The organism is Allobosea sp. BH3 (assembly GCF_025499465.1).
Taxonomy (GTDB): domain Bacteria; phylum Pseudomonadota; class Alphaproteobacteria; order Rhizobiales; family Beijerinckiaceae; genus Allobosea.
In genome coordinates this window covers 281,206-305,442 of the sequence record NZ_JAIMCA010000001.1, presented here as the reverse complement: position 1 = coordinate 305,442, position 24,237 = coordinate 281,206, and the positions used below count along the sequence as shown (strand labels likewise).

20 protein-coding genes are annotated in these 24,237 nt (G+C 67.3%); 15 read left to right on the top strand and 5 right to left on the bottom strand.

Features of this window, described 5'->3' with window-relative positions; genetic code table 11:
- Window positions 1–4: 4 nt before the first annotated feature.
- Window positions 5–391 (bottom strand): hypothetical protein, encoded by a 387-nt coding sequence (locus BoBH3_RS01445; RefSeq protein ID WP_262328973.1) that lies wholly within the window; start codon window positions 389–391, stop codon window positions 5–7.
- 354 nt (window positions 392–745) lie between these two features.
- Here BoBH3_RS01445 and BoBH3_RS01440 point away from each other — a divergent pair, with 354 nt between their 5' ends.
- From BoBH3_RS01440 to BoBH3_RS01415, 6 genes are all read left to right on the top strand, one after another.
- Window positions 746–2,335: an ABC transporter substrate-binding protein gene (locus tag BoBH3_RS01440; RefSeq protein ID WP_262328972.1), complete on the top strand. Its 1,590-nt coding sequence runs from the start codon at window positions 746–748 to the stop codon at window positions 2,333–2,335.
- A 136-nt stretch (window positions 2,336–2,471) separates the two neighbouring features.
- Window positions 2,472–3,485, top strand: a complete 1,014-nt coding sequence (locus BoBH3_RS01435) for an ABC transporter permease (protein ID WP_262328971.1) — start codon at window positions 2,472–2,474, stop codon at window positions 3,483–3,485.
- Between the two features lie 14 nt (window positions 3,486–3,499).
- Window positions 3,500–4,405 (top strand): ABC transporter permease, encoded by a 906-nt coding sequence (locus BoBH3_RS01430; RefSeq protein WP_262329648.1) that lies wholly within the window; start codon window positions 3,500–3,502, stop codon window positions 4,403–4,405.
- A gap of 2 nt (window positions 4,406–4,407) precedes the next feature.
- A complete protein-coding gene (locus BoBH3_RS01425) occupies window positions 4,408–6,111 on the top strand; it encodes a dipeptide ABC transporter ATP-binding protein (protein ID WP_262328970.1) in 1,704 nt (567 codons plus the stop codon).
- Between the two features lie 155 nt (window positions 6,112–6,266).
- The gene (hpxZ, locus tag BoBH3_RS01420) at window positions 6,267–6,662 is read left to right on the top strand and encodes an oxalurate catabolism protein HpxZ (protein ID WP_262328969.1); all 396 of its coding nucleotides are present in this window, start codon (window positions 6,267–6,269) and stop codon (window positions 6,660–6,662) included.
- Between the two features lie 59 nt (window positions 6,663–6,721).
- Window positions 6,722–7,432 (top strand): GntR family transcriptional regulator, encoded by a 711-nt coding sequence (locus tag BoBH3_RS01415; protein ID WP_262328968.1) that lies wholly within the window; start codon window positions 6,722–6,724, stop codon window positions 7,430–7,432.
- Here the strand turns inward: BoBH3_RS01415 and atzF are convergent.
- Window positions 7,414–9,219 (bottom strand): allophanate hydrolase, encoded by a 1,806-nt coding sequence (gene atzF / locus BoBH3_RS01410; protein WP_262328967.1) that lies wholly within the window; start codon window positions 9,217–9,219, stop codon window positions 7,414–7,416. The genes BoBH3_RS01415 and atzF overlap by 19 nt on opposite strands.
- A 325-nt stretch (window positions 9,220–9,544) precedes the next feature.
- On the opposite strand from atzF, the gene BoBH3_RS01405 reads away from it, so the two are divergent.
- The 7 genes from BoBH3_RS01405 to BoBH3_RS01375 all read left to right on the top strand — a co-directional run bounded on the left by BoBH3_RS01405 (window position 9,545) and on the right by BoBH3_RS01375 (window position 17,623).
- Window positions 9,545–10,231 (top strand): cysteine hydrolase family protein, encoded by a 687-nt coding sequence (locus tag BoBH3_RS01405; RefSeq protein ID WP_262328966.1) that lies wholly within the window; start codon window positions 9,545–9,547, stop codon window positions 10,229–10,231.
- Between the two features lie 17 nt (window positions 10,232–10,248).
- Window positions 10,249–11,859 carry a regulator gene (locus BoBH3_RS01400; RefSeq protein WP_262328965.1) on the top strand — a complete coding sequence of 537 codons (1,611 nt, stop codon included), beginning with the start codon at window positions 10,249–10,251 and terminating at the stop codon, window positions 11,857–11,859.
- Window positions 11,856–12,074 (top strand): DUF4089 domain-containing protein, encoded by a 219-nt coding sequence (locus BoBH3_RS01395; protein ID WP_262328964.1) that lies wholly within the window; start codon window positions 11,856–11,858, stop codon window positions 12,072–12,074. Before BoBH3_RS01400 ends, BoBH3_RS01395 begins: the two co-directional genes overlap by 4 nt.
- The gene (locus BoBH3_RS01390) at window positions 12,071–13,477 is read left to right on the top strand and encodes an AtzE family amidohydrolase (protein ID WP_262328963.1); all 1,407 of its coding nucleotides are present in this window, start codon (window positions 12,071–12,073) and stop codon (window positions 13,475–13,477) included. The genes BoBH3_RS01395 and BoBH3_RS01390 overlap by 4 nt, the downstream gene beginning before the upstream one ends.
- Window positions 13,478–13,594: 117 nt before the next feature.
- Window positions 13,595–14,455 carry a non-homologous end joining protein Ku gene (gene ku, locus BoBH3_RS01385; RefSeq protein ID WP_262328962.1) on the top strand — a complete coding sequence of 287 codons (861 nt, stop codon included), beginning with the start codon at window positions 13,595–13,597 and terminating at the stop codon, window positions 14,453–14,455.
- Between the two features lie 31 nt (window positions 14,456–14,486).
- Window positions 14,487–17,009, top strand: a complete 2,523-nt coding sequence (gene ligD, locus BoBH3_RS01380; RefSeq protein WP_262328961.1) for a DNA ligase D — start codon at window positions 14,487–14,489, stop codon at window positions 17,007–17,009.
- A gap of 314 nt (window positions 17,010–17,323) precedes the next feature.
- Window positions 17,324–17,623: a hypothetical protein gene (locus BoBH3_RS01375; protein WP_262328960.1), complete on the top strand. Its 300-nt coding sequence runs from the start codon at window positions 17,324–17,326 to the stop codon at window positions 17,621–17,623.
- Between the two features lie 140 nt (window positions 17,624–17,763).
- Here BoBH3_RS01375 and BoBH3_RS01370 read toward each other — a convergent pair whose 3' ends face one another.
- The 3 genes from BoBH3_RS01370 to BoBH3_RS01360 all read right to left on the bottom strand — a co-directional run bounded on the left by BoBH3_RS01370 (window position 17,764) and on the right by BoBH3_RS01360 (window position 21,309).
- A complete protein-coding gene (locus BoBH3_RS01370) occupies window positions 17,764–19,485 on the bottom strand; it encodes an SUMF1/EgtB/PvdO family nonheme iron enzyme (protein ID WP_262328959.1) in 1,722 nt (573 codons plus the stop codon).
- A gap of 70 nt (window positions 19,486–19,555) precedes the next feature.
- Window positions 19,556–19,972, bottom strand: coding sequence for a DUF4399 domain-containing protein (locus BoBH3_RS01365; RefSeq protein WP_262328958.1), 417 nt, complete (start codon window positions 19,970–19,972; stop codon window positions 19,556–19,558).
- A 53-nt stretch (window positions 19,973–20,025) separates the two neighbouring features.
- Window positions 20,026–21,309: a DUF4399 domain-containing protein gene (locus tag BoBH3_RS01360; RefSeq protein WP_262328957.1), complete on the bottom strand. Its 1,284-nt coding sequence runs from the start codon at window positions 21,307–21,309 to the stop codon at window positions 20,026–20,028.
- Window positions 21,310–21,463: 154 nt separating this feature from the next.
- On the opposite strand from BoBH3_RS01360, the gene BoBH3_RS01355 reads away from it, so the two are divergent.
- Together BoBH3_RS01355 and BoBH3_RS01350 are read left to right on the top strand one after the other, a co-directional pair.
- Window positions 21,464–22,954 carry a caspase family protein gene (locus BoBH3_RS01355; protein ID WP_262328956.1) on the top strand — a complete coding sequence of 497 codons (1,491 nt, stop codon included), beginning with the start codon at window positions 21,464–21,466 and terminating at the stop codon, window positions 22,952–22,954.
- 78 nt (window positions 22,955–23,032) lie between these two features.
- Window positions 23,033–24,223 carry an OmpA family protein gene (locus BoBH3_RS01350; protein WP_262328955.1) on the top strand — a complete coding sequence of 397 codons (1,191 nt, stop codon included), beginning with the start codon at window positions 23,033–23,035 and terminating at the stop codon, window positions 24,221–24,223.
- Window positions 24,224–24,237: the final 14 nt, after the last annotated feature.

The window sequence follows — 24,237 nt, the reverse complement described above, 5'->3', positions numbered from 1 at the left end:
GCGCTTACTTCGCGCCGTCCTTCCACCAGAGGCGGATGGGGATCGACTGCTCCCCTCCGCATTTGATGAAGACGACCTTCTCGTCGGAGAGCGTGCCGTCGAACCGGCATTCGGCATCTTCCAACCGCAGCTTCGCGGAATAGCGATCCCGCCTGACCGCGAGCGTGATGTTCCCGGCCTTGACCGGCTTCTCGCCCGGCCCGCAGACCGCCGTGTGCCGCATCGTCAGGTCGCCTGCGAATTCGCGGCCCCGGCCCTCGGCCGGTCGTTCGGTCAGCGAAGCCTCGATTTCCCATTCGCCTAGGAAGCCGTAGCGGCCGGTCAGCTCGGTTGCCGCGGCGAAGCTCGACAGCAGGGGCAGGAGAGCCGAGGCGAGGCAGAGTTTCAGCATCCGAAGCTCACGGGCGGTCAGGCCTTTACGCGGCGGTCGATAGGAGTTTCGGTTTTTTCGGTGCCGTTGTCGATCAGGGGCAGCCGGCTGTCGGAGTGACGGGAAAGTACGCCTCCTCTCAAACTGCCATGAGATTAATCTTGCCTATAATTTAATCATATTTTGCGATGTTGTATGCAATGTCGATGTGCGCCTTTTGCCCAACCCGGGCGTAGCGCCGGCCAAAAATGATCTAAAAGCGCCGACATCCGACGTCCGCCCGGTGAGCTGCGGGTCGGCACGGTCCCTGCATTGAGCCTTCCGAATGTTAGCGTCCGGCCCGTCGATCGGTGCCGGCAATCTCGGGAGAGCATCATGGCCATCACGCGTCGCACCGCCATTGCCGGAGGGCTCGCCGCCCCGTTCCTGATGACCGGCCGCGCCGGCGCGCAGGCTCCCACCCGCAACGAGACGCTGCTGCTGGTGCAGGAATACGGCCCCAACAGCCTGGACATGCAGGGCATCGGCTCCTCGCAGCCGGTGAACGGTGTCGCGCTGAACTGCTATGACCGGCTGCTGCGCTTCAAGCCGGTGCCGATCCCGGGCGGCGGCGGCAACACGATCGCGATGGGCGAGCTCGAGGGCGAGCTGGCGGAAAGCTGGCAGGTCGCCTCCGACGGCATGAGCTGCACCTTCAAGCTGCGCGACGCCAAGTTCCATTCGGGCCGCCCGGTCACGGCGAAGGACGTGAAGTGGTCTCTCGACCGCGCCTGCACGATCGGCGGCTTCGCCACGACGCAGATGAATGCCGGCTCGCTGGAGAAGCCCGAGCAGTTCGTCGTCGTCGACGACAAGACCTTCCGCGTCGACTTCGTCCGCAAGGACAAGATGACGTTGCCGAACCTGGCCGTGACCATCCCCTTCGTGTTCGATTCCGAGCTGGCGATCGCGAATTCCGGTGGTGATCCGCACGCCAAGGAGTATCTCAAGAACAACATCGCCGGCTCGGGCGCCTACAAGGTCGAGAGCTGGAAGCCCGGCGTCGAGACGATCTATGTCCGCAACGATGCCTGGGCCTGCGGAAAGCTGCCGCAGCTGCGCCGCATCATCGCGCGCGACATCGCCTCGCCCTCGACCCGCCGCGCCCTGATCGAGCGCGGGGATGCCGACGTGTCCTACGGGCTGCCGCCGAAGGACTTCAAGGACCTGCTCGACGGCGGCAAGATCAACGTCGTCGGCGTGCCGATCCCGAACGGCGTCTGGGGCTGCTATCTCAACACGCAGGTCGGCCCGTTCAAGGATGTGCGCCTGCGCCAGGCCGTGGCCTGGGTGATGCCCTATGAGAAGATCAAGCAGGCGGCGCTGTTCGGCCGCGGCGTCTCGATGGACGGCGGCACGACGCCGAAGGTCGCCTGGCCGCAGCCCTTCCCCTACAGCTCCGATGTCGCCAAGGCGAAGGCACTGGTCGATGCGGCCGGTGGCCCGTTCTCGACGACGCTCTACTTCGACGCAGGCAACGCGACCGTCGCCGAGCCGATGGCCGTGCTGATGAAGGAAGCGCTGGCGACGATCGGGATCACGGTCGAGATCAACAAGGTTCCTGGCGCCAATTTCCGCACCGAGATCGCCAAGAAGACCAACCCGATGGTGCTCAACCGCTTCGCGGGCTGGCTCGACTATCCCGATTACTACCTGTTCTGGACGATGCACGGCAACAATTCGATCTTCAACATCGCCGCCTACCAGAACCCGGCGCTGGACAAGCTCGTCGACGCCGCCCGCTTCGCGCCGGACAAGGCCTCCTACGACGCCAATGTCGTCGACTTCATCAAGCTGGTGAATGCCGAGGTGCCGATGGTGCCGATCAACCAGCCGACGCATGACGTCGCGCTGCAGAAGAGCATCGGCGGCTACCAGTTCCAGCCCTGCCGCGAGCCGGACTTCCGCTACCTGACCAAGGCGTAATCGCCTTTGCGGGCGGGCGCTCCGGCGCCCGCCCATCATGCTCGGGCTCGACCCGAGCGTCTCCTGACAGAGATTCCAGGGTCTGCGCTCCGCTTTGCCCGAGAATGACGGCGTCGAGCTCCAAGGGAAACCCGCCATGCTTCGCATGATCGCCGCCCGGCTTAAGACGACGATCCCGTCGGTGATTGGGGTCATCATCGTCACTTTCCTGCTGACGCGCGTGCTGCCGGGCGATACGGCGGCTTACTTCGCGGGGCCGGCGGCCTCGAACGAGGCCATCGCGCAGATCCGCAGCGAGCTCGGTCTCGACCAGCCGCTGCCGGTGCAGTTCGTCTCCTATGTCATGGCGCTGGTGAAGGGCGATCTCGGCACGTCGCTCACCACGGGCCAGCCCGTCACGGCTGATCTCGCGCAGCGCCTGCCGGCCTCGGGCGAACTGACTCTTTTCGGGCTGTTGCTCTCGATGGCGATCGCGCTGCCGCTCGGGGTGCTGGCGGCGGTCAAGCAAGGCTCCTGGATCGACCATCTCTGCCGCATCGTGGCGACGGCGGGCGTCTCGCTGCCGGTGTTCTTCACCGGGCTGCTGCTGGTCTATGTCTTCTATTTCATCCTCGGATGGGCGCCGGCGCCGCTCGGGCGGATCGATGTGTTCTTCTCGGAGCCGCCGCGCGTCACCGGCTTCGTGTTGATCGATTCGCTGATCGCACGAGACCTCGACACTTTCCGCGCGGCGTTCACCCAGATCCTGCTGCCGGCGCTGACGCTGGCGATCTTCTCGCTCGCACCGATCACGCGCATGACGCGCGCCTCGATGCTGGCGGTACTCGGCGCCGATTTCGTCCGTACCGCGCGGGCCAGCGGCCTCTCCGGCGGCAAGGTCATCGGAACCTATGCCTTCCGGAACGCGATGCTGCCGGTGGTGACCACGCTCGGCATGGTCTTCTCGTTCCTGCTCGGCGCCAATGTGCTGGTCGAGAAGGTCTTCGCCTGGCCGGGCGTCGGCTCCTATGCGGTCGAAGCCCTGCTCGCCTCGGACTATGCGCCGATCCAGGGCTTCGTCCTGACCATGGCGATCCTTTACGTCGCGCTGAACCTGATGATCGACATCCTCTACGGCGTGATCGATCCGCGCGTCAGGCTGGAGGGCTGATGCCGATGAACGACATGAGCCAGCCACCCGTTGCTGCCGATGGTGCGCAGCCCCTGCGTTTTGAGGCGCCGCCCTCGACCTCGCTCATCGCCCATGCCCGCCACATCGTCGCGGAGAACCCGGTCACCGGCTTCGCCTTCGCGCTGTTCGCGCTGATCCTGCTGGCGGCCGTCTTCGGACCCTGGATCGTGCCCTATGATCCGCTGGCCTCGAATACGAGCGTGGCGCTGCATGGCCCGAGTGCGGCGCACTGGTTCGGCACCGACCAGCTCGGCCGCGACATCTTCAGCCGCGTCATCGTGGCGACGCGGCTCGATTTCTCGATTGCGGTCGCATCGGTCGCCCTCGTCTTCTTGCTCGGCGGGCTCGCCGGGGTCATGGCCGGATTCTTCGGCGGCTGGGTCGATACGGTGGTCGGACGCATCGCCGATACGATCATGGCCTTCCCGCTCTTCGTGCTGGCGATGGGCATCGTGGCCGCGCTCGGCAACACGGTGACCAACATCGTCATCGCCACAGCGATCATCAATTTCCCGCTCTACGCCCGCGTCGCCCGCGCCGAGGCGAATGTGCGCCGCGATGCCGGCTTCGTGCAGGCGGCGCGGCTCTCGGGCAATTCGGAGTGGCGGCTGCTGCTGACGCAGATCGTCCCGAACATCATGCCGATCATGGCCGTGCAGATGTCGCTGACGATGGGCTACGCCATCCTCAACGCGGCGGGGCTCTCCTTCATCGGCCTAGGTGTCCGCCCGCCGACGCCGGAGTGGGGCATCATGGTCGCGGAGGGGGCGAGCTTCATTGTTTCCGGCGAATGGTGGGTCGCATTCTTTCCGGGGCTCGCGCTGATGACGGCGGTGTTCTGCTTCAACCTGCTCGGCGATGGCGTGCGCGACCTCGTCGACCCGCAGCGGAGGAACTGAGGATGAGCAGCCCCCCGCTTCTCGACATCCGCAACCTCACCGTTGAATTCGCCACGCGCCGCGGCACGGTGCAGGCGGTCAAGGCGATCGACGTCAGCGTCGGCAAGGGCCAGACAGTCGCTATCGTCGGCGAATCCGGCTCCGGCAAGTCCGTGACCTCCTATGCCGTGGTCCGCATCCTCGATCGCGCGGGCAAGGTCGCGGAGGGTTCGATCTCGTTCTCCGGCGTCGATCTCGTCGCCGCCTCCGAAGCGCAGATGCGGGATCTGCGCGGACGCGAGATCTCGATGATCTTCCAGAACCCGCGCGCCGCGCTGAACCCGATCCGCAAGGTGGGCAAGCAGATCGAGGACGTGCTGCTCCAGCATGTCCAGGCGACGCGGGCGACGGCGCGCGAGAAGGCGATCGAGGCGCTGGAGAAGGTCAAGATCGCCCGGCCGCAGGAGCGCTATGACGCCTATCCGTTCGAACTCTCGGGCGGCATGTGCCAGCGTGTCGTCATCGCGCTCGCGCTCGCCTGCCAGCCGCAGTTGCTGATCGCGGACGAGCCGACGACGGGCCTCGACGTCACCACCCAGAAGGCGGTGATGGACCTGATCGTGGAGCTTACGCGCGAACGCGGCATGTCGACGATCCTGATCACCCATGATCTCGGTCTCGCCGCCGCCTACTGCGACAAGGTCGTGGTGATGGAGAAGGGCCGCGTCGTGGAGACGGCCGATGCCAAGGAAATCTTCCGCAACCCGCAGCACCCCTATACGCGCAAGCTGATGAAGGCGACGCCGCGGGTGGGATCGAGCCTGACCGATCTGCTGCCCGACGACCAGCCGAAGCGGTCGGCGCCTGCCAAGACCGCCGCGGCGCTCGCGACCGCCAGCGAGCCCCCGCTGCTTATCGTCGAGAACCTCGTCAAGGAATATCCCCGGCCGGTCACCGGCTCTTTCCTTGCTAAACTGATCGGCAAGGGCGAGCCCGAGAAGCCTGCCTTCCGCGCCGTCGACGGCATAGGCTTCACGGTCCGGCGCGGCGAGACATTGGGGCTCGTCGGCGAATCCGGCTGCGGCAAGTCGACGACCTCGATGATGGTCAACCGCCTGCTCGATCCGACCTCCGGGCGCATCGTCTTCGACGGGCAGGACATCGGCGCGATTCCGGCGAGGCAGTTCGCCACCTCGGCCTTCCGGCGCCGCATCCAGATGGTGTTCCAGGACCCAACCGACAGCCTCAATCCGCGGTTCACTGCCGAGCGGGCGATCGTCGATCCGATCCTGCGCATGGGCAAGATCCGCGGCCGCGATGCGCTTCGGGCGCGTTGCGAGGAGCTGGCGCAGCTCGTCGGCCTGCCCATCGAGCTGATCGACCGTTTCCCGCACCAGCTTTCCGGCGGGCAGAAGGCGCGTGTCGGCATCGCGCGCGCCATCGCGCTCGACCCCGATCTTGTCATCCTGGACGAGCCGACCGCGGCGCTCGATGTCTCGGTGCAGGCGGTGGTGCTCAACCTGCTCGAGGAGCTGAAGCAGCGGCTCGGCATGAGCTACATCTTCGTCTCGCATGATCTCAATGTCGTGCGCCTGCTCTGCGACCGGGTGATCGTGATGAAGACCGGTCAAATCGTCGAGCAAGGCACGGCCGAGGAGGTGCTCGGCGCGCCGCGAGCGGAGTATACGAAGGAACTGCTCAATGCGATCCCGCATCCGCCCTTGTAGTGATCCTCCGTCATTCGGGGGCTTCGCGAAGCGAAGAGCCCGGAATCCACGGGCAGGGGCGCCAACCCTGTCCTGCCGCCATCGCTCACCCCGTCGTGGGTTCCGGGTTCTCGCTGCGCGAGCCCCGGAATGACGAGGGGGCCGGAGAAGACAGAATGAAGATCAACGATCCCGCCGTGCTGGCGGAAGTCGAGGCTGCCTTCGCCGAATATGAGGAGGCGCTGGTCACGAACGATGTCGAAACGCTCGACCGGCTGTTCCGCAATGCGCCGGAAACGCTGCGCTATGGCGCGGGCGAGAACTTGTATGGCTATGTCGAGATCGCGGCCTTCCGCTCGGCGCGCTCGCCGGCGGGGCTGACGCGGGCGCTTGAGCGCACCTGGATCACCAGCTATGGCGACAGCTTCGCCACAGCGAACACGCTGTTCCGCCGCGAGAGCCAGCCCGGCAAGGTCGGCCGGCAGAGCCAGAGCTGGGTGAAATTTCCCGAGGGCTGGCGCGTCGTCGCTGCCCATGTCAGCTTGATCCCCGAGCCTGTCGGCGCCTCATGATCGAACGGGGTCCGCCGGCTGGACCAGGTGACGAGCCCACGATTTTGCGACCGACCGCCATGCCGCGCAGTGCAATACAGACCGTCGTCAAGGCGGCGCTTCCCGGGGCCGCGGCGCCGGCCAAGACGGAGTCGCGCACGCGCACCGAGAGCCTGCGTCTGCAGCTCGCCGATGAGATCGTCTCCGGTGCGCTCGCGCCCGGACAGCCTCTGGACGAGCAGGAGCTCGCTCAGCGTTTCGGTGTCTCGCGCACACCGGTTCGGGAGGCGATCCGCCAGCTCTCGGCATCCGGGCTCGTGCAGGTCAGGCCGCATCGCGGCGCGGTCGTGGCGCTGCCGACGCCGGTGCAGCTCGACGACATGTTCGAGGCGATGGCGGAGCTGGAGGCGCTCTGCGCGGGGCTTTCCGCTCGCAACATGACGGCGCTGGAGCGGCGGGCGCTGGAAGCGATCCACGACGAGCTGCGCGGACTCGTCCGGGAGGGCGATCCGCTGCGCTACCATGAGTGCAACGAGGCCTTCCACACCGCGATCTACGACGGCACGCATAACGGTTATCTGGCGGAGCTCACGCTGATGACACGGCGTCGCGTCGCGCCCTTCCGCCGCGCGCAGTTCCGCACGACGGGCCGGCTCGGCGGCTCATGGCAGGAGCATGACCTGATCGTCCAGGCGATCCTGCGCGGCGACCGGCATGCGGCGGCGGACGCGATGCGCGCCCATATCGACATCGTCCGCGCCGCCTTCCACTCCTACGCCGAAGCGCGCTGAGGCGCCTGCGACGCGACGAAGGCCCGCCAGCCGCCGAAGTCCGTAACATCGCGGGCACCTTCGGTCGCGATTGCCTCGCAGAGAAAGCCCTTGACCTTCGTTCCGTCGGCGAGCGCGAGCGTGCCGATGCCGAGCGGCGACGGAATGCCGGAGACGAAACGGCCGAAGCCTTCGGCGGGAAGCGACCAGACTTCGAGCGCGATGGCTGCGCCATCCGCAGCAACGCGCACCAGCCCCGGCCTTGCCGGGGGCCCGCCCGGCAGCGCGTAGAGCTTGTAGTCGGGCGTCGTCGTCGTCGCCCGGACGAAGCTGCCGCCCAGTGCCGTCAGTTCACCGTTGAGAGGCATCCCGGAGAGATGCGCCCCGACCACGGCGATCTCGATCTCGCCCGGCTTCGCGGCGGCCGGCCAGTCCGGCGCCTCCGGCATGGTGAGCCCGGTTGCGCCGAGCGGCAGGCCAGCGGCTGCATGGAGCGCGCGGCCGAAACCGGCAAGCGCCGCATCCTGTCCGGCCGGCGCGATCAGGGTGATGCCGGCTGCCGTGCCGTCCGCAGCGAGGCTCGCCGGCAGCGCCAGCGCGCAAAGATCGAGCAGGTTCACGAAATTGGTGTAGCGGCCGAGCATGGAATTCGCGCCGATGGGGTCCGCGGCCATTTCGGAGAGCGTCGCGGGGCGTGGCGCGGTCGGCACCATCAACGCGTCGACCGCCTTCATCGCGGCCTTGGTCGCCAGCGCCAGCTCCGCCAGCCGATAGCGCGCGGCGAAGGCGGCGGCGGCATCCGGCAGCGGCTTGCCGGCGATGATCTGCCGGATTACGGGCAGGATCGCCTCGGGATCGCGATCATGGAGATCGCGGATCGCCAGCCAGCGCTCCGCTACCCAGGGGCCGTCATAGAGCAGCTTCGCGATTTCGTAGAAGGGCGAGAAGTCGAGCGGGATGATCTGGGCGCCGAGCTGCACCGCGCGTTCGAGCGCGGCCTCGTAACTTGCCTCTGCGGCCTTGTCGCCGGCGAAGTCGCGATCTTCCGGCCGCGGGACGCCGAGCCGGATGCGCGGCGGGCTGGCGCCCGGGCGGCCGAGGGGGAGGGGGCGCGAAAACGCGTCGGCCGCGTCGAGGCCCGCGACGGCCTCCAGCACGGCCCAGGCATCCTCGACCGTCAGCGCGAAGACGGAGACGCTGTCGAGCGTGCGGCAGGCGGGCACCACGCCGGCATTCGGGATCAGCCCGAGGCTCGGCTTCAGGCCGACGATGTTCTGCAGGCCCGCCGGTACGCGGCCTGAGCCCGCCGTGTCCGTGCCGAGCGCGACCGGGACGATGCCGGCCGCCACCGCGCTCGCCGAGCCGGAGCTGGAACCGCCCGGCACGAGATCGGCGCGCATCGCGTTGCGCGGCGTGCCATAGGGCGAGCGCGTGCCGTTCAGCCCCGTGGCGAACTGGTCGAGATTGGTCTTGCCGATGACGAGCGCGCCTTCGCGTTTCAGCCGCGCGACGACGCTGGAGTCGGCCGCCGGTTCATAGGCAAAGGCCGGGCAGGCTGCGGTGGTCGGCAGGCCGGCGACATCGATATTGTCCTTTACCGCTACGGGGACGCCCCAGAGACGGCGCCCCTGCGGCCCTTCCCGCTGCAGGCGCTCGGCTTCCGACAGGACCTCGGCCTCGGGGCGAAGCGCAATGAAGATCGCCTCGTCGCCATGGGCGCGCAGGCGGGCATAGCAGGCTGCCACCGTCTCAGTGATCGCCGTGTGGCCGGAGAGATGGTCGGCGAGGATGCTAGCGAGGGTCGGCACGGGGTTCTCCAACTGGGCTTTGGGACAGGCTGGCGACGAATCTGCGACTCAGCAAGGCACTTCGATATTTTGCCTACCAGATCGGCAATTGATCGCGGATTGCATACAAAGATTATGCAAGCAATTCCGCCAGCAGCCCCCTTGCATTCGGACCAGGCGTTCCATCAGCCAAATTCGCGATGTCGCTTCTGTCTGATTCATGAGTTGTTTCAGTTTCTTACTCGCATCTTAACGATTTCGGGCCGAGCGCTTTCCGTTCCGGCAGGCTGTCAGGCACATGCTTTGCAAAGCTCGTTCCGTTCGCCCGCGAAGGGGAGTGCGGATCATGAGCCGGTCGCCAATTCCAGCCGAGCCTTTTCCGTTCGAGATCGATTTCGCGCGCACGGCGCTCGTCATTATCGACATGCAGCGGGACTTCCTGGAGCCCGGCGGCTTCGGCGCTGCGCTGGGCAACGACGTCTCACGGCTGCGCAGCGCCGTGGGTCCATGCCGCGCCATGCTGGAAGGTGCGCGGGCGGCAGGGCTGCTCGTGATCCATACTCGCGAGGGGCATCGGCCGGACCTCACCGATGCGCCGCCGGCCAAGGTGCTGCGCGGCCCGCCGGACAAGCGCATCGGCGCCTGCGGGCCGATGGGGCGCATCCTCGTGCGCGGCGAGCCCGGCCACGAGATCATTGCCGAGCTAGCGCCCATCCATGGCGAGCCGGTGCTCGACAAGCCTGGCAAGGGCGCGTTCTACCAGACCGATCTCGACCTGATGCTGCGCAACCGCGGCATCGACACGTTGCTGGTGGCGGGCGTCACCACCGAGGTCTGCGTCCACACCACGGTGCGGGAGGCGAATGACCGGGGCTATCGCTGCCTCGTGCTCAGCGATGCCTGCGCTTCCTACTTTCCGGAGTTCCACGCGGTGGGCCTGCGCATGATCGCGGCTCAGGGCGGCATCTTCGGCTGGGTTTCCACGACGGGCGAAGTTCTCGCGGCGCTCTCCGCCGCCGAGCGCGCAGCCTGACAACGAAGGAGGGGGATATGGCGACGGGTGCTGTGACGACGACCTCACCGAAGCTCTGGACGCCGGGGGACTGGAACGCCCTGTTCGGCTTCGGCACGAATATCCTGGTCAATCTGCTGGTTCTGACCGGCCTGCTCCAGTTCGTCCTCAAGATGCCATCGGACATCGTGTTTGGACGCATCCTGCCGGCACTCGGGCTGATGATGGCGCTTTCCACCGGCTATTATGCCTGGCTCGCCTACAAGCTGGCGAAGGCGACCGGACGCAGCGACGTCTGCGCGCTGCCCTCCGGCATCAGCGTGCCGCACATGTTCGTCGTCACCTTCGTCATCATGCTGCCGATCGCAAGCGCGACGGGCGATCCGATCAAGGGCTGGGAGGCGGGCCTCGTCTGGGTGTTCTTCCAGAGCTTCATCCTGATGATCGGCGGCTTCATCGCCCCCTATATCCGCCACATCACGCCGCGCGCAGCGCTCCTCGGCACGCTGGCCGGCGTCTCCATCGCCTTCATCTCGATGCGCCCGGCGCTGGAGATCTTCCTGACGCCCGCCATCGGCCTGACCTGCCTTGCGATCATCCTGGTGAGCTGGTTCGGCGGGCTGCGCTATCCCAAGGGCATTCCGGCAGGGCTCGTCGCCATCGCCTTCGGCATGGTCATCGCCTGGGGCTCGACGTTGTTCGGGCTGGATGTCGGCGGGCTCTCGGTCGCCAAGCTCGGCGCGGCCTTCAGCAATTTCGGCTTTTCGTTGCCGCTGCCGGCGGTAGACCACGTCTTCTCCGGCTTCAGCTATCTCGGGGTCATTCTCGTCACCGCCATCCCGTTCGGCATCTACGATCTCGTCGAAGCCATGGACAATGTCGAGAGCGCGGAAGCGGCCGGCGACCACTACCCGACGACGCGGGTGCTGACCGCAGACGGCGTCGTCAGCCTGATCGGCTGCCTGATGGGCAACCCCTTCATCAACGCGGTCTATATCGGCCATCCCGGCTGGAAGGCGATGGGCGGGCGGATCGGCTATTCAGCTGCTACGGGGCTGATGGTGATTGTGTTGTGCTGGTTCGGCATCGTGGCGCTGCTGCTGGCGCTGGTGCCCATCGTCGCGATCTCGCCGATCCTTCTTTATATCGGCATGCTGATCGGGGCGCAGGCTTTCCAGACCACGCCGACGAGCCATGCCCCGGCGATCGTGCTCGCCATCACGCCGCATCTCGCAGCCTGGGCCAAGGTGTTGATCGACGGCGCGCTGGGCGCCGCCGGCACGAATGCCGCCGCGGTCGGCATCGACAAGATGGCCAATATGGGCGTGCTTTATCACGGGCTCGAGCTGATGGGCGGCGGGGCGATCCTCTCCGGCCTCGTGCTCGGCGCGATTGCGGTCTTCGTCATCGAGAAGGAGTTCGCGAAGGCGGCTGCCTTTGCGGCTGCAGGAGCTGTCCTCACCTATTTCGGTCTGATGCATGGCGAGGCGATCGGGATCGGCAAGGGGCTCGGCGTCACGCCTTCGATCAGCCTGGCCTACGCGATGGTCGCGGGCTTCCTCTACTACTGCGCCCGCACGCTCGCGCTGGACCCGGCGACGAAGACCATGACCACGGAGCCGCACGCCAAATTGGAGCCGGCCGAATGAGTGGAGCCGCCGATTTCGACCCCCAGCGCCATCTAGACGCGATGGCGCCTCTGCTCGGCCTGACGATCACGGCCGAGCAGAGGCCGGGCGTAATGCAGTTCCTCGCCATCGCCCAGCGCATGGCGCAGATTGCCGCGACCTGCCCGCTCGACGATGCCGCCCTCGATCTCGCGCCGGTGTTCCGGCCGGGCGGTGCCGGGGGCGACGCCTCGTGAGCATCGACGTCTTTGCGCCGGCCCATGTGCTGGCGAGCCGGGTGATCGGCGGGGAGGTGAGCGCGGAGGCGGTGACCGAGGCCTTCCTTGCCCGTATCGCTGCGTTGAACCCGAGCATCAACGCCTTTACCGACGTCACCGCCGATTGGGCGCGTGAGCAGGCGCAGCACATCGACCGGGAGCGCGCCGCCGGCCGGCCGCTTGGGCCGCTGGCCGGCGTGCCCTTCGCGGCCAAGAACCTGTTCGACATTGCCGGGCTGCCGACGCGAGCCGGCTCTAAGATCAACCGCGAGCGGCCGCCATCCGCCCGCGACGCCATCCTGATCGAGCGGCTGGGCGCGGCCGGCGCGGTGCTGCTGGGCGGGCTCAACATGGGCGAATACGCCTACGACTTCACGGGCGAGAACGCTCATGACGGCCCCTGCCGCAATCCGCACGACCTCGCGCGCATGGCCGGCGGCTCGTCTTCCGGCTCCGGCGCTGCGACGGCGGCGGGGATGGCTCCGATCTCGCTCGGCTCCGACACCAATGGCTCGATCCGCGTGCCGGGCTCGCTCTGCGGTGTCTTCGGGCTCAAGCCCACCTATGGCCGGCTGCCGCGCACGCGCAGCTTCCCTTTCTGCGATTCGCTCGATCATCTCGGCCCCTTCGCGCGCAACGTCACCGATCTCGCTTTGGCCTATGACCTGATGCAGGGGCCGGATGCAGAGGACCATGCCTGCGCGCAGCGGCCGGTCGAGCCTGTGCTGGCGCGGCTGCAGGACGGGATCGCCGATCTGCGCATCGTCGTTGCCGGCGGCTATTTCGAGACGGAGGGCATGCCCGAGGCGACGGCCGCGGTCGCCGCCGTCGCGCAGGCGCTCGGCGCGAAAGACAAGTGCGACATCGCGGGCGCCGCGATCGCGCGCGCCGCTGCCTTCCTCATCACCAACAGCGAGAGCTCCGCCTTCCATCTCGAGCGGCTGCGCGAGCGGCCAGACGATTTCGACCCCGATACGCGCGACCGCTTCCTCGCGGGCGCCATGCTGCCGGCGGGTTGGTATGTCCAGGCCCAGCGCGCGCGGCGCTGGTTCCACGACGAGATGATGAAGCTCTTCGCGGATGTCGACCTGATCGTCGCGCCCGCAACGCCCTGTCCCGCCCCGCTGATCGGGCAGAAGACGCTGGAGATCAGGGGCGAGACGCTGCCGCTGCGGCCGAGCCTCGGGCTGTTCACCCAGCCGATCTCCTGCATCGGCCTGCCCGTCGCGCTGGCGCCCGTCGCCGGCGGGGCCCTGCCGATCGGCGTGCAGCTCATCGCCCCGCCCTGGCGCGAGGATCTGTGCCTCCGGGCGGCCTATGCCCTGCAGTCGGCAGGTGTCTCGACGGCCGCAGAACCGAAGGGGCCTGCTTCGATCGCGTAAGGGCCGGAACCCTCCGCCCGCATCGCCGTTCTTCGGTCTGAACGACAGGAGAAGGGCGATGATCGATCGCGGAAGCAGCTGCAGGTTCTGCATCCGTCATGCCGGAGGGCTGGCGTGATGGCGCCGCGTCCGGCCTGGAAGGGCTATCTCAAGCTCTCGCTTGTCGCCTGCGCCGTCGAACTGACGGGCGCCACCAGTCAAAGTGAGAAGGTCTCGTTCCGCATCATCAACCGCAAGACCGGCAACACGGTGCGCCGGCAATATGTGGACAGTGCCACCGGCAAGCCCGTTCAGGACGAGGACGAGGTCAAGGGCTACGAGATCGGCGACGACGAATATCTGCTGATCGAAGAGGACGAGATCGAGTCGGTCCAGATCGAGTCCTCGCATACGCTCTCGATCGAAAGCTTCGTGGACCGGGCGGAAATCCCGCAGATCTATTTCGATACGCCCTATTACGTGACGCCGGCCGACGAGGTCTCGGAGGAGGCCTTCGCCGTGATCCGGGAGGCGATGGCGCGGCAGAAGAAGGCCGGCATCGCGCGCATCGTGCTTTATCGGCGCGAGCGGCCGGTCATGATCGAACCCTTCGAGGAAGGGCTGCTGCTGACGACGCTGCGATACGACAAGACCGTCCGCAAGCCGGAGGAGGTCTTCGATGGGCTCGGCAAGCGGAAGAGCGATCCGGAATTGATCGAGCTCGCCACGCACATCATCGAGAAGAAGCAGGCCGCCTTCGATCCCTCCAATTTCGACGATCGCTATGAGGACGCCCTACTGGAACTGATCCAGGCCAAGCGGAAGGGGCGCAAGCCGCCTGTGGTCCAGGCGGCCGAGCGGCCGGCCAATGTGGTGAATCTGTTCGACGCGTTGAAGAAGAGTCTCGCCGGGGAGGGCGGTTCCGACGAACCATCAGGAAAGAAGTCGAAATCAGCGGCGGCGAAGCGTGCACCCAGCAAGGCTCGCAAGCGCGCCTGAACGGCGCTGATCGCATTCGAGAGGATCGCGGATGTCGACGCTCGATCTCTACCGCGCCAAGCGCGACTTCACCCGTACGCGCGAGCCGAAGGGCGCGCAGGGACGCCGAGCGGCGAAGGCAGGTGCGGGCGCCTTCGTCATTCACAAGCATGCCGCCAGGCGCCTGCATTACGATCTGAGGCTCGAGCATGGCGGCGTCCTCTGGTCCTGGGCGGTGACGCGGGGGCCGAGCCTCGACCCGGCGGAGAAGCGGCTCGCGGTCCATGTCGAAGATCACCCGATCGAGTATGGCGGCTTCGAGGGAACGATTCCGGCCGGGCAGTACGGGGCCGGCTCCGTCATCATCTGGGACGAGGGCCGCTGGCAGCCGGAGGGAGACCCCGTCGCAGGCATGAAGAAGGGCCACATCGCCTTTACGCTGGAGGGCCACAAGCTTCATGGAAGCTGGCACCTGATCCGGCTGAAGCCGCGCCGGGGGGAGAAGCGCGACAATTGGCTGTTGATCAAGTCCGAGGATGAATTCGCCCGCACGGATGAGGATATCCTCGAAGCGGAGCCGGACTCGGTGAAGTCCGGCCTCTCCGTCGAGGCGATCGGAACTGACGAGGCCAATGGCAAAGTCTGGGCCACGACCAAGCCGCCCAAGCGGGCCGGGTCTGCCGTCGCGCTCCCGCGAAAGGCGAGGCGGCAGGCGGAGGCCCCGGCGCTGCCGGGCTTCGTCGAGCCCTGCCTCGCCACGCTCGAAGCGAAGCCGCCGGTCGGGGAGGGCTGGCTGCACGAGGTCAAGTTCGACGGCTACCGGCTGCAGGCCCGCATCGACCACGGCGCGGTGAAGCTGCTCACCCGCTCGGGCCTCGACTGGACGGCGCGCTTCGGCAAGGGGCTCGCCGCGGCGCTCGCCGCGCTGCCCTGCGAGACCGCGCTGGTCGATGGCGAGGTCGTGGTGCTGGGCGAGGCGGGTATTTCATCGTTCTCCGCGCTGCAGGAGGCGCTCTCGGAGGGAAAGGCGAGCGGCCTGGTCTATTTCGCCTTCGACCTGCTGCATCTCGACGGCGAGGATCTGAGGTCCGAGCCGCTGATCGCCCGCAAGGAACGGCTGGAGGCGCTGCTGCAGACCGTGCCGGCGGAGGGGCCCCTGCGCTACAGCGAGCATTTCATCGAGCCTGGCCAGACCATGTTGAGCCATGCCTGCCGCATGGGGCTGGAGGGCGTCATTTCGAAACGGGCGGATGCGCCCTATCGCAGCGGACGCGGGCGGAGCTGGATCAAGTCGAAATGCACGCAGCGGCAGGAGTTCGTGATCGCCGGCTATGTCCCTTCGGCGGCCGCGGGGAGAACGCTGCGCTCGATCGTCGCCGGCTATTACGAGGATGGCGAACTCCAACCGGCTGGACGTGTCGGCACCGGCTTCAACGCCAGATCTGCAGCCGCGCTCAAGAAGAAGCTCGACGCGCTGAAGAGCGATGTCTCGCCCTTCGCGGGCAAGGCCGGCCGCGAGCGCGGCGTGGTCTGGGTGAAGCCGGAACTCCTTGCCGAAGTCGAGTTTCGCGCCTGGACGGCATCGAAGACCTTGCGCCATGCTTCCTTCCTGGGCCTGCGCGAGGACAAGCCGGCGCGCGAGGTTGTCGCCGAGGCGGGCGCGAAGCCCGAGCCGGAGCGGAAGGCGAAGGCTGGCCCTTCCCAGGCAAGGAAGGTGGTCGCGGTGAAGACGAGCGTGAAGCTGAGCAACCCGGACAAGGTCCTCTGGCCGGATGTCGGCCTGAGCAAGCAGGGGCTGCTGGCGTATTACGAGCGCGTCTGGCCGCTGATGCAACCCTTCGTCATCGACCGGCCGCTGAGCCTTGTGCGCGCCCCGGACGGCATCGAGGGGCAGCGATTTTTCCAGAAGCATGCCGGGCCGGGCACGCCCGAGGCCGTGCGGCGGACGAAGGACACCGACGGCGAGGAACTGATCCACATCCATGATTTCGACGGGCTCGCGGCGCTGGTGCAACTGGGGACCGTCGAAATCCATCTCTGGGGTGCGACCGTCGCCGCCGTCGAGACGCCGGACCAGATCATCTTCGACCTCGATCCCGATGAAGGGGTGCCGCTGGAGCGCGTCCGGGAGGCCGCGCTTACCGTGAGGGCGCATCTGAAGGAGCTCGGCTTCGAGAGCCTGCTCAAGGTCTCCGGCGGGAAAGGCTATCATGTCGTCCTGCCGCTCAAGCCGAAGGCGGGCTGGGAGCGCGTCAAGGATTTCGCTCGCGATTTCGCGAAGGCGATGGCCCAGGCCGAGCCCAAGCTCTACACCGCCACGCTATCGAAGAAGGCGCGGCGCGGACGCATCTTCATCGACTATCTGCGCAACGGGCGTGGCGCGACCGCCATTGCGCCATTCTCGACGCGGGCACGGGAGGGCGCGTCGATCGCATGCCCGATCGCTTGGGCCGACCTCGATCGCATCGCGCCGAACGGCATAAAGGTCGGTGATGCCGAAAGGCTGGCGTTGCCCGAGGAATGGCGCGGCTTCTTCGAGCCAGCCCGAGCTCTGACGAAAGGGGCGTCGCGGTGACGTGTCTGCGGCCGCCGGCGACGGAACTTCGCCGGGAACGCCGCATTGCTAGATCATGGACCGTCGTAGAAAACGCCCGCCGCTCGACTTCTGGTTGTGGCTTGCCGTGATCGGCGCTGTCGCCATCGTTGCGGGCGTCGTCCTCCTGATGCCGCCGCATCCGAGCGGCGCTCTGCCGGAGATTCGGTCGTCGGCATCGGCATTTCGCCTGAGTTGACAATGGCGAGCGAGATGGGCGCTACTGGCGTCAGGCTGGCTTTTCACGAGACGGCCGACAATCTCGAATCCGCGCGGCGCGGAAGATCGGCTTGGCGATGAAACCCACAGTCGAAGCCTATACCGTCGCCATTCCCTGGTACGAGCGCGAGGACTTCGCGAAGCTTTGGGAACTCGCTGACGACCGCAATGCGATGCCGTCCGATTATGACATCTGGCATCGTGATGCGATGTCCGTCGTCAACACCTGGCTCGCACGCGGCCGCGCCCTGCAGATTGTCACGATCCGGCCGGCCAGGTTCCTAGACTGGCTGTCGCGGCGGAACCTGCCCAACACGGCCGAGACGCGCCTGCAATTCGCCGAAGAGCAGGCGACACGGGATCATGACGCCGCCTGAGGCGGATGCCTCGTAACGCTCGGGCGTAGCGAAGCGCAGATCCGAGAATGTCTGGACGGAAAGGCACTCCAGCCAGCTTCGGCAAGAGATGCTCGGGGCGAGCCCGAGCATGACGGCGGGCATCCGACGATTTGGCGGCTTCAAGGCTCCCGCGCGACGCGGAATCCGTTGGTATAGAAGCGGACGTCGGCGTCGTATTTGAAGCGGGCGGCCGAGCGCAGGTAGCGCGGGTCGTTGTTGAAGGAGCCGCCGCGCAGCACGCGCTCGCGGCAGGCCGGAACGGTGTAGGCGCTGCCGTCCCGCGGGGTGCTCCGATAGCTCTCGCTCCAGCAATCCGCGACCCATTCCGCGGCGTTGCCAGCCATGTCGTAGAGCCCGAAGCTGTTGGGCGGGAACTGGCCGACGGCAATGGCGCTGCGGCGAGGCTGGTCGTTGCAGCCGTTGCAGTTCGCCCGCTCCTTCACCATCGTCTGGCCCCAGGCATAGGTGGTGGCCGTTCCGGCGCGCGCGGCGTATTCCCACTCGCTCTCGGTGGGCAGGCGATAGCGCTTGCCGGTCCGCGCCGAAAGCCAGCTCAGATAGGCGTTGGCGTCGTTCCAGTGGATGTCGGTGACCGGGCGCTTGCCGCGACCGAGGCCGCGATCGTCCGGCCGGTGGTTGCACCCGCCCTGGTCGACGCAGAGGTCCCACTCCTCGTAGCTCACCTCGCGCGTGCCGAGGAGGAAGGCCTTCACCGTGACAGGATGCACCGGCTTCTCGAATTCGTAGAGATCGTTGGAGCCCATCTGGAAGGTGCCGGCCGGGATTGCCGCAAGCTCCGGGCAGCCGGTGCAGTCGCGCTGCGGGCCGGCCGCCACGGGTGCGGCCGGGGCCGCGGCCGCGGGGGGCGGAGCAGGCGGCGCGACGGCAGCGGATGCAGCGGGGGCGGGCGGCTTGCCGCGGTAAAGCTGCTCACGGGCGCGGGCGAGCGCTGCGAAGCGGCCGTTCGGATAGGCGTCGAGATAAGCCTTGTACTCGGCTGCGCTCTCGCTGTTGCGGATCGTCTCCCAGAAGGCCAGCTCATAGGCGTCGGGCGGCGCGCTCGTGCCTTCGAGTGGCGGGATCACCGCGCGGTTGTTCTGCGCGACGGCGACGGGCCGCGTGACGACGAGCCCCGCCGGCGGATCGGAAGAGAGCCAGGGCAGCTGGGCGCGGCGGGTCAGACGGGCGACAGCGTCCTGCGTGCGCTTGGCGGCTGCCCCCATGTCGAGGTTCGGCGTGCGGATCGCCTTCAGCCATTCCTCGACGGTCTGGCTTGCACGCGCGCCGCTATCCGTCACCGTCCTGCCCGGCGCGGCGGAGAACATCACCGCGATCCGCTCCAGCGGTTCGACGGCCAGGAGCCCTTTGCCGGCGGGTTGCCAGGGATTGTTGCGGCTGGCGTCGATGAAGACGAAGGAGCTGACCGGCCGGGCGAGGATCAGCGCATCGATCAGCGCGTCGAGATCGATGGTATCCTGCTCCGCATTCTGCGGCGGCAGGGGCACCAGGAAATTGCGGCCGCGCTGCTGCACGGCGTGGCCGGAATAGAAGACGATGGCTTCGGCGCCGCGGCGGAGCTTGCCGGTGAAGGTGGCGAGGGCCCGCAGCAATGCGGCCCGGTCAGCGTCCTCCACCGCAACCACGTCGAAGCCGCCGTCGCGCAGGGCAGATGCGACGGCGCGGCCATCCGTCAGCGCGCCGGGAATTCCGGCCTCGGGATAGGAGCCGTTGGCGATGACCAGCGCAACGCGCCCCGGTTCCGCCGCCTGCTGTGCGGAAGCCGACATGGGAAGAAGCGCCTGCAGCGCGACAGCAAGCACGAGGGACAGCAACCAGGCCATGCTACGGATCGTCTCCTCCTGAGACGCGCTTCCCTCCCGCGCGCATCATCTTGTCTCGGTTGCTACGAACTCAGCGGACGTAGACGGTGATCTTCGGCGACATCACGGGCGGATTGTGCGGAATGTGATTGTGATCGCCAACTAGTAACTGAAGCGTGTGCTTTCCCCTGGGCAAGGTGACGACGACCTCCGTCTGACCATTGCCGAGGTGGATATTGTTGTAATCGGCCGGAATCGGCTGGTCCGGCGGGCCGGGGTCGGTGTCGATCAACAGGTGGTGATGGCCCGTCTGCGCCTGATCGACGCCTGCGGGCGCCACGCCCATGTTGCGCAGTCCGATGCGGACGGTGAAGCGCTCCGGCACGCGCAACCCGTCGAGCGGGTAGTGAAAATAGACCAGCGCGCCGGCCGGAGCCCTCTGGCGCCCGGCGGTCTGCGCTATGGCTTCGGATGAGGCCGCGACGCAGGTCACGAGGGCTGCGAGCATGAGCGGCAGGCTCCGCCTGGATGCGATGCCGGAGAATGTCTCGGGGAAGGATGTCACCGGCCCCTCCTCGCTTTGCGTCCGCCCGGCATCACGGTGACCGTGATGCGCTCCGACATGACCGGTGGATCGTGCGGCACGTGGTTTTCGTCGGCCAGCAGCAGCTGGAAGGTGTGCTGCCCGGGCGGCAGGGTGATGCGCTGCTCCGTCTGGCCGCCGCCGAGATGGATGTGGTTGAGATCGGCGGGGATGGGCTCATCGAGCGCCGGTGTCGGCACGTCGACGAGCAGATGGTGGTGGCCGGTATTGGGCTTGGCGATGCCGGCCGGCGCCACGCCCATGTTGCGCAGGCCGAAGCGGATCGTCGAGCTCGGGAAGATCGTGTCGCCATCCTTCGGATAGATGAAGTAGACGGTGGCATCGTTCGGAGAAGCTTGGCGCGTGCGGGCCGTGGTGGCGGGCGCCGGCGCAGCCGCATCGCCCTGCGCCGCCACGACGCGCACCCGGATGCGCTCGGACATCACCGGAGGATCGTGCGGGACATGGTCGTGGTCACCCAGCAGGAGCTGCAGCGTGTGCTCGCCCGGCGGCAGGCTGATCTCGGTTTCCGTCTGCCCGCGGCCGAAATGCAGGTGGTTGAAGTCGCTGGGGATCTCGCGGTCGAGCGGCGGCAGCTCGGTGTCGACGAGCAGATGGTGATGCCCGCCATTGGCACTCACCGTCCCGGCCGGGCTGATGCCGATGCCTTCGATGCCAAAGCGGATCTTCGCCCGGGAGGTGATGGTGGCGCCGTCTGCGAGATCGATGAAGAAGACCTTCGCGCCCGGCGCGGCGGCGGAGCGCGGATTATCCGCCGGGTCTGCCGCGACCTCGACGGTGATGCGCTCGGACATCACGGGCGGGTTGTGAGGCACATGATTGTGATCGGCGAAGAGAAGCTGGAGCGTGTGCTTGCCCGGCGTGAGCGCGATCTCGGCTTCTGTCTGGCCGCTGCCGAAATGGATGTGGTTGAAATCGGCCGGAATCGGCTGATCGAGCGGCGGCAGCTCGGTGTCGATCAGGAGGTGGTGGTGGCCGACATTGCGCCCAACCTGACCCGCCGGAACGACCTCCATCTCCGTGATCGCGAAGCGCACCATGAATTTGCCTGGTACGCGCGCATTGTCGGCAAGGCCGACGAAGGAGAGCTTGGCAGTGCGCGGCGCCGGGGTGCGTTGCTGCGCGGAGGCGACACCGGCCACAACGAGCGCCAACGCTGCCGGCAGGCACGCCGTCAGGATCGCAGCCAGGCGCGCCCTCATCAGCATCGCCGGCACGAAGCGAAGCGCCGCCTTGACCATCTGCGTGCCCCCTTTGACGAGACGATATGCTGGACGCTACCAGTGCAATCGCCGGGCTTCAAGCAAAACGCCGCCTGCTATAATGCACGGAATCGCGTTTGTTCTGGAGCTAAGCATGGTCATGCGCTAACATGACGTTGGGAAGAAGGGGCTCATGATCGTCGTCGCCAGACTTTGCGGGCTGATCATGCTGATGCTGTCGAGCCTGGCCACGGCCGTAGCGGCTCCGGCGCCAGAGCGTCGAGTCGCGCTCGTCATCGGCAATTCCAGCTATCGCCATGCCCCCGCGCTTCCGAACACCGTCAACGATGCGCGCGACATGGTCGTGGCGCTGCGCAGGGTCGGCTTCGAGGTGGTGGACGGCGTCGACCTCGACAAACGCGGCATGGACAGCGCGCTGACGCGTTTCGCCCGGCTGGCGCAGGATGCCGATGCGGCGATGTTCTATTATGCGGGCCACGGCTTCCAGTTCAACGGCGAGAACTATCTCGTTCCGGTCGAGGCGCGGGTCGAAGACGAGGTCGGCGTCCAGTACGAGACGACGCGTCTCAACGATGTCGTCACGGCACTGAGCTACGCCAAGGGCGTCAAGATCATGGTGCTCGACGCCTGCCGCAACAACCCTTTCGTCGGCCTGCTGGCCAAGCGGCAGGCGACGCGCGGCTTCTCCGTCGGCTCCGGCCTCGCGCCGGTCCAGCGGGCGCAAGGCATGGTTATCGCCTATGCGACGCAGGCGAATGACGTCGCCGCCGATGGGGCCGGCCGCAACAGCCCCTTCACCGCCGCTCTGGTGCGTGAGATCGCCCAGCCCGGGCTCGAAGTGGCGGCGCTGTTCCGCCGTGTCCAGAAGAGCGTCTATGACGAGACCTCCGGCAAACAGACGCCGGAGCTCTCGCTCTCCCTGCTCGGCGATTTCTATCTCAACCGCGAGGAGACTGACGCCGATGTCTGGGGCCGCATCAGGGCCAGCGACGAACCGGCGGCTCTCAAGGACTTCATCCAGCGTTATCCCGCCAGCTTCTTCACCATCGATGCGCGCACCCGGCTCGACCTGATCGAGCGACGCTCGCAGGAGCTCGGCGAGCGCGATCGGCTCGCCCGCGAATTCGCGGATCGTGAGCGGGCGCTGATCGAGCGCCTCGAGCGGGCCGAGCAGGGCCGCCGCCAGGCGGCCGACGATCTCGCACGCAAGGACAACAGCGCAGCGCCCACTGCCGCCGCCGTGGCGCCTGCGCCTGCGCCGGTCCCGGGGCGTGCTCCGTCGCTGGCGATCGCGCCGACCGCCCGACAGCCCCGCGCCGAGGACAAGGCGGAACGTGCCCGGCTCGCCGACGAACTCGCCCGGCGCGAGACCGAGCTTGCCGCGATCGAGACCGAGAAACGGCGTCTCGCCGAGGAGCGGCAAACGGTCGAGCAGGCCATGGCGGCCAGGCTCGGCCTCGTGGCTTTGCCGCAGATCGACAGGTCGGCGATGCCGAACGCTCCCGTTGTTGAGACAGCGCGCCCGCACCCTGAGCCTCGCCCGGCTCCGGCCAGCGCGCAGGCGAAGGCAAGGCTTGCGGCCGAATGCGCCGAGCTTCTGGTGCGCGCGCAGCTCGGGGACCTGACCGCCGCGGCTCGCGAGCAATTGCAGTCTTGCCGCTGAAGGCGGCACCGTCGTTGGATCAGGGAAGCGCGGCGTCGGCCTGAACGGACGGCGGCTTCCGGAATGGAGAGGTGAGGCATGGCGATCTTTTTCCGCCCCGGCGGCATGCTCATGGGCACCCTGGTTGCGCTCGGCCTGCTGGCCGGCGGCGGCGTTGCGGAAGCGCAGCAGCCGGCGCCGCCGACGCCCGTCCCCTTCGCGGAAGCCCTCAAGAAGGCGGCGGACGACCTGTTCAGCAAGGCGGCGGTCCAGGGCGAGCAGGTCGAGATCGTGATCGACCCGTTGATCGACGCGGCCTCCGGCGCGCAGTCGACCGCGACGCGCTCGATGCAGCAGCGGCTGATGGAGATCGTCCGTTCATCCTATCCGCGCTTCACCGTTCTGCCCTTCGACAGCGAGGCGCTGTCGCGGAAGCCCGTAGTGCTGGTCGGCACCTTCACGGCCGTGAACAACCAGGGCGTGGCGGATGGGGCCCGCGACGCCTACCGCATCTGCCTCACACTGGCTGATCTGAAGTCGAACAGCGTCGTCTCCAAGGGCGTGGCACGGGCGCAGATCGAGGGCGTCGACGCGACGCCGACGCTCTACTACCGGGACTCGCCGCTCTGGTCGAAGGATGCCTCCACGGATGCTTACATCAAGACCTGCCAGGGCACGAAGCTGGGGGAAGCGCTCGACCCGGTCTATGTCGAGCGACTGACCGCGGCGGCGCTCATCAATGACGGCATCCTTGCCTATGAGAGCAGCCATTTCCGCGAAGCGCTGGCGTTTTACCGAGCCGCCCGGAAGCTGCCCGGCGGCGAGCAGCACCGCGTCAGGATCGGCACCTATCTCGCCGCCAGCAAGCTCAGCCGCCGCGACGATACGGTCGACGCCTTCGGCGACCTCGTCGAGTACGGGCTGCAGAACAACGAGCTGATGGTGAAGCTGCTGTTCAAGCCCGGCACGACGCAATTCATCGACAATGCGCAGATCACCGAGCCCTATCCGATGTGGCTCAGCCAGATCGCCACGCGCGCCCGGCAGAAAGGCTCCTGCATGGAGATCGTCGGCCACACCTCGCGCACCGGCCTGCCTCATGTGAATGAGCGGCTCTCGGTGCTGCGGGCGCAGTTCATCATGGACCTGCTGCTGATCGGCGCTCCGGAGAACCGCGGCCGCATGCTCGCGACCGGCCGGGGCTTCAAGGAGAACCTCGTCGGAACCGGCAAGGACGACGCCAGCGACGCGCTCGACCGACGCGTGGAGTTTAAGGTGATCGGCTGCTAGAGCGCCGCGCGTCC

What these genes read in the sequence shown, in the direction of transcription:
- ku (WP_262328962.1), top strand. Translation starts at nt 13,595, where the DNA reads ATGGCGCCGCGTCCGGCCTGGAAGGGCTATCTCAAGCTCTCGCTTGTC.
- BoBH3_RS01360 (WP_262328957.1), bottom strand. Translation starts at nt 21,309, where the DNA reads ATGGTCAAGGCGGCGCTTCGCTTCGTGCCGGCGATGCTGATGAGGGCG.
- hpxZ (WP_262328969.1), top strand. Translation starts at nt 6,267, where the DNA reads ATGAAGATCAACGATCCCGCCGTGCTGGCGGAAGTCGAGGCTGCCTTC.
- BoBH3_RS01395 (WP_262328964.1), top strand. Translation starts at nt 11,856, where the DNA reads ATGAGTGGAGCCGCCGATTTCGACCCCCAGCGCCATCTAGACGCGATG.
- BoBH3_RS01440 (WP_262328972.1), top strand. Translation starts at nt 746, where the DNA reads ATGGCCATCACGCGTCGCACCGCCATTGCCGGAGGGCTCGCCGCCCCG.
- BoBH3_RS01415 (WP_262328968.1), top strand. Translation starts at nt 6,722, where the DNA reads ATGCCGCGCAGTGCAATACAGACCGTCGTCAAGGCGGCGCTTCCCGGG.
- ligD (WP_262328961.1), top strand. Translation starts at nt 14,487, where the DNA reads ATGTCGACGCTCGATCTCTACCGCGCCAAGCGCGACTTCACCCGTACG.
- BoBH3_RS01375 (WP_262328960.1), top strand. Translation starts at nt 17,324, where the DNA reads ATGAAACCCACAGTCGAAGCCTATACCGTCGCCATTCCCTGGTACGAG.
- BoBH3_RS01400 (WP_262328965.1), top strand. Translation starts at nt 10,249, where the DNA reads ATGGCGACGGGTGCTGTGACGACGACCTCACCGAAGCTCTGGACGCCG.
- BoBH3_RS01430 (WP_262329648.1), top strand. Translation starts at nt 3,500, where the DNA reads ATGAGCCAGCCACCCGTTGCTGCCGATGGTGCGCAGCCCCTGCGTTTT.
- BoBH3_RS01350 (WP_262328955.1), top strand. Translation starts at nt 23,033, where the DNA reads ATGGCGATCTTTTTCCGCCCCGGCGGCATGCTCATGGGCACCCTGGTT.
- BoBH3_RS01425 (WP_262328970.1), top strand. Translation starts at nt 4,408, where the DNA reads ATGAGCAGCCCCCCGCTTCTCGACATCCGCAACCTCACCGTTGAATTC.
- BoBH3_RS01405 (WP_262328966.1), top strand. Translation starts at nt 9,545, where the DNA reads ATGAGCCGGTCGCCAATTCCAGCCGAGCCTTTTCCGTTCGAGATCGAT.
- BoBH3_RS01370 (WP_262328959.1), bottom strand. Translation starts at nt 19,485, where the DNA reads ATGGCCTGGTTGCTGTCCCTCGTGCTTGCTGTCGCGCTGCAGGCGCTT.
- BoBH3_RS01355 (WP_262328956.1), top strand. Translation starts at nt 21,464, where the DNA reads ATGATCGTCGTCGCCAGACTTTGCGGGCTGATCATGCTGATGCTGTCG.
- BoBH3_RS01365 (WP_262328958.1), bottom strand. Translation starts at nt 19,972, where the DNA reads ATGCTCGCAGCCCTCGTGACCTGCGTCGCGGCCTCATCCGAAGCCATA.
- BoBH3_RS01445 (WP_262328973.1), bottom strand. Translation starts at nt 391, where the DNA reads ATGCTGAAACTCTGCCTCGCCTCGGCTCTCCTGCCCCTGCTGTCGAGC.
- BoBH3_RS01435 (WP_262328971.1), top strand. Translation starts at nt 2,472, where the DNA reads ATGCTTCGCATGATCGCCGCCCGGCTTAAGACGACGATCCCGTCGGTG.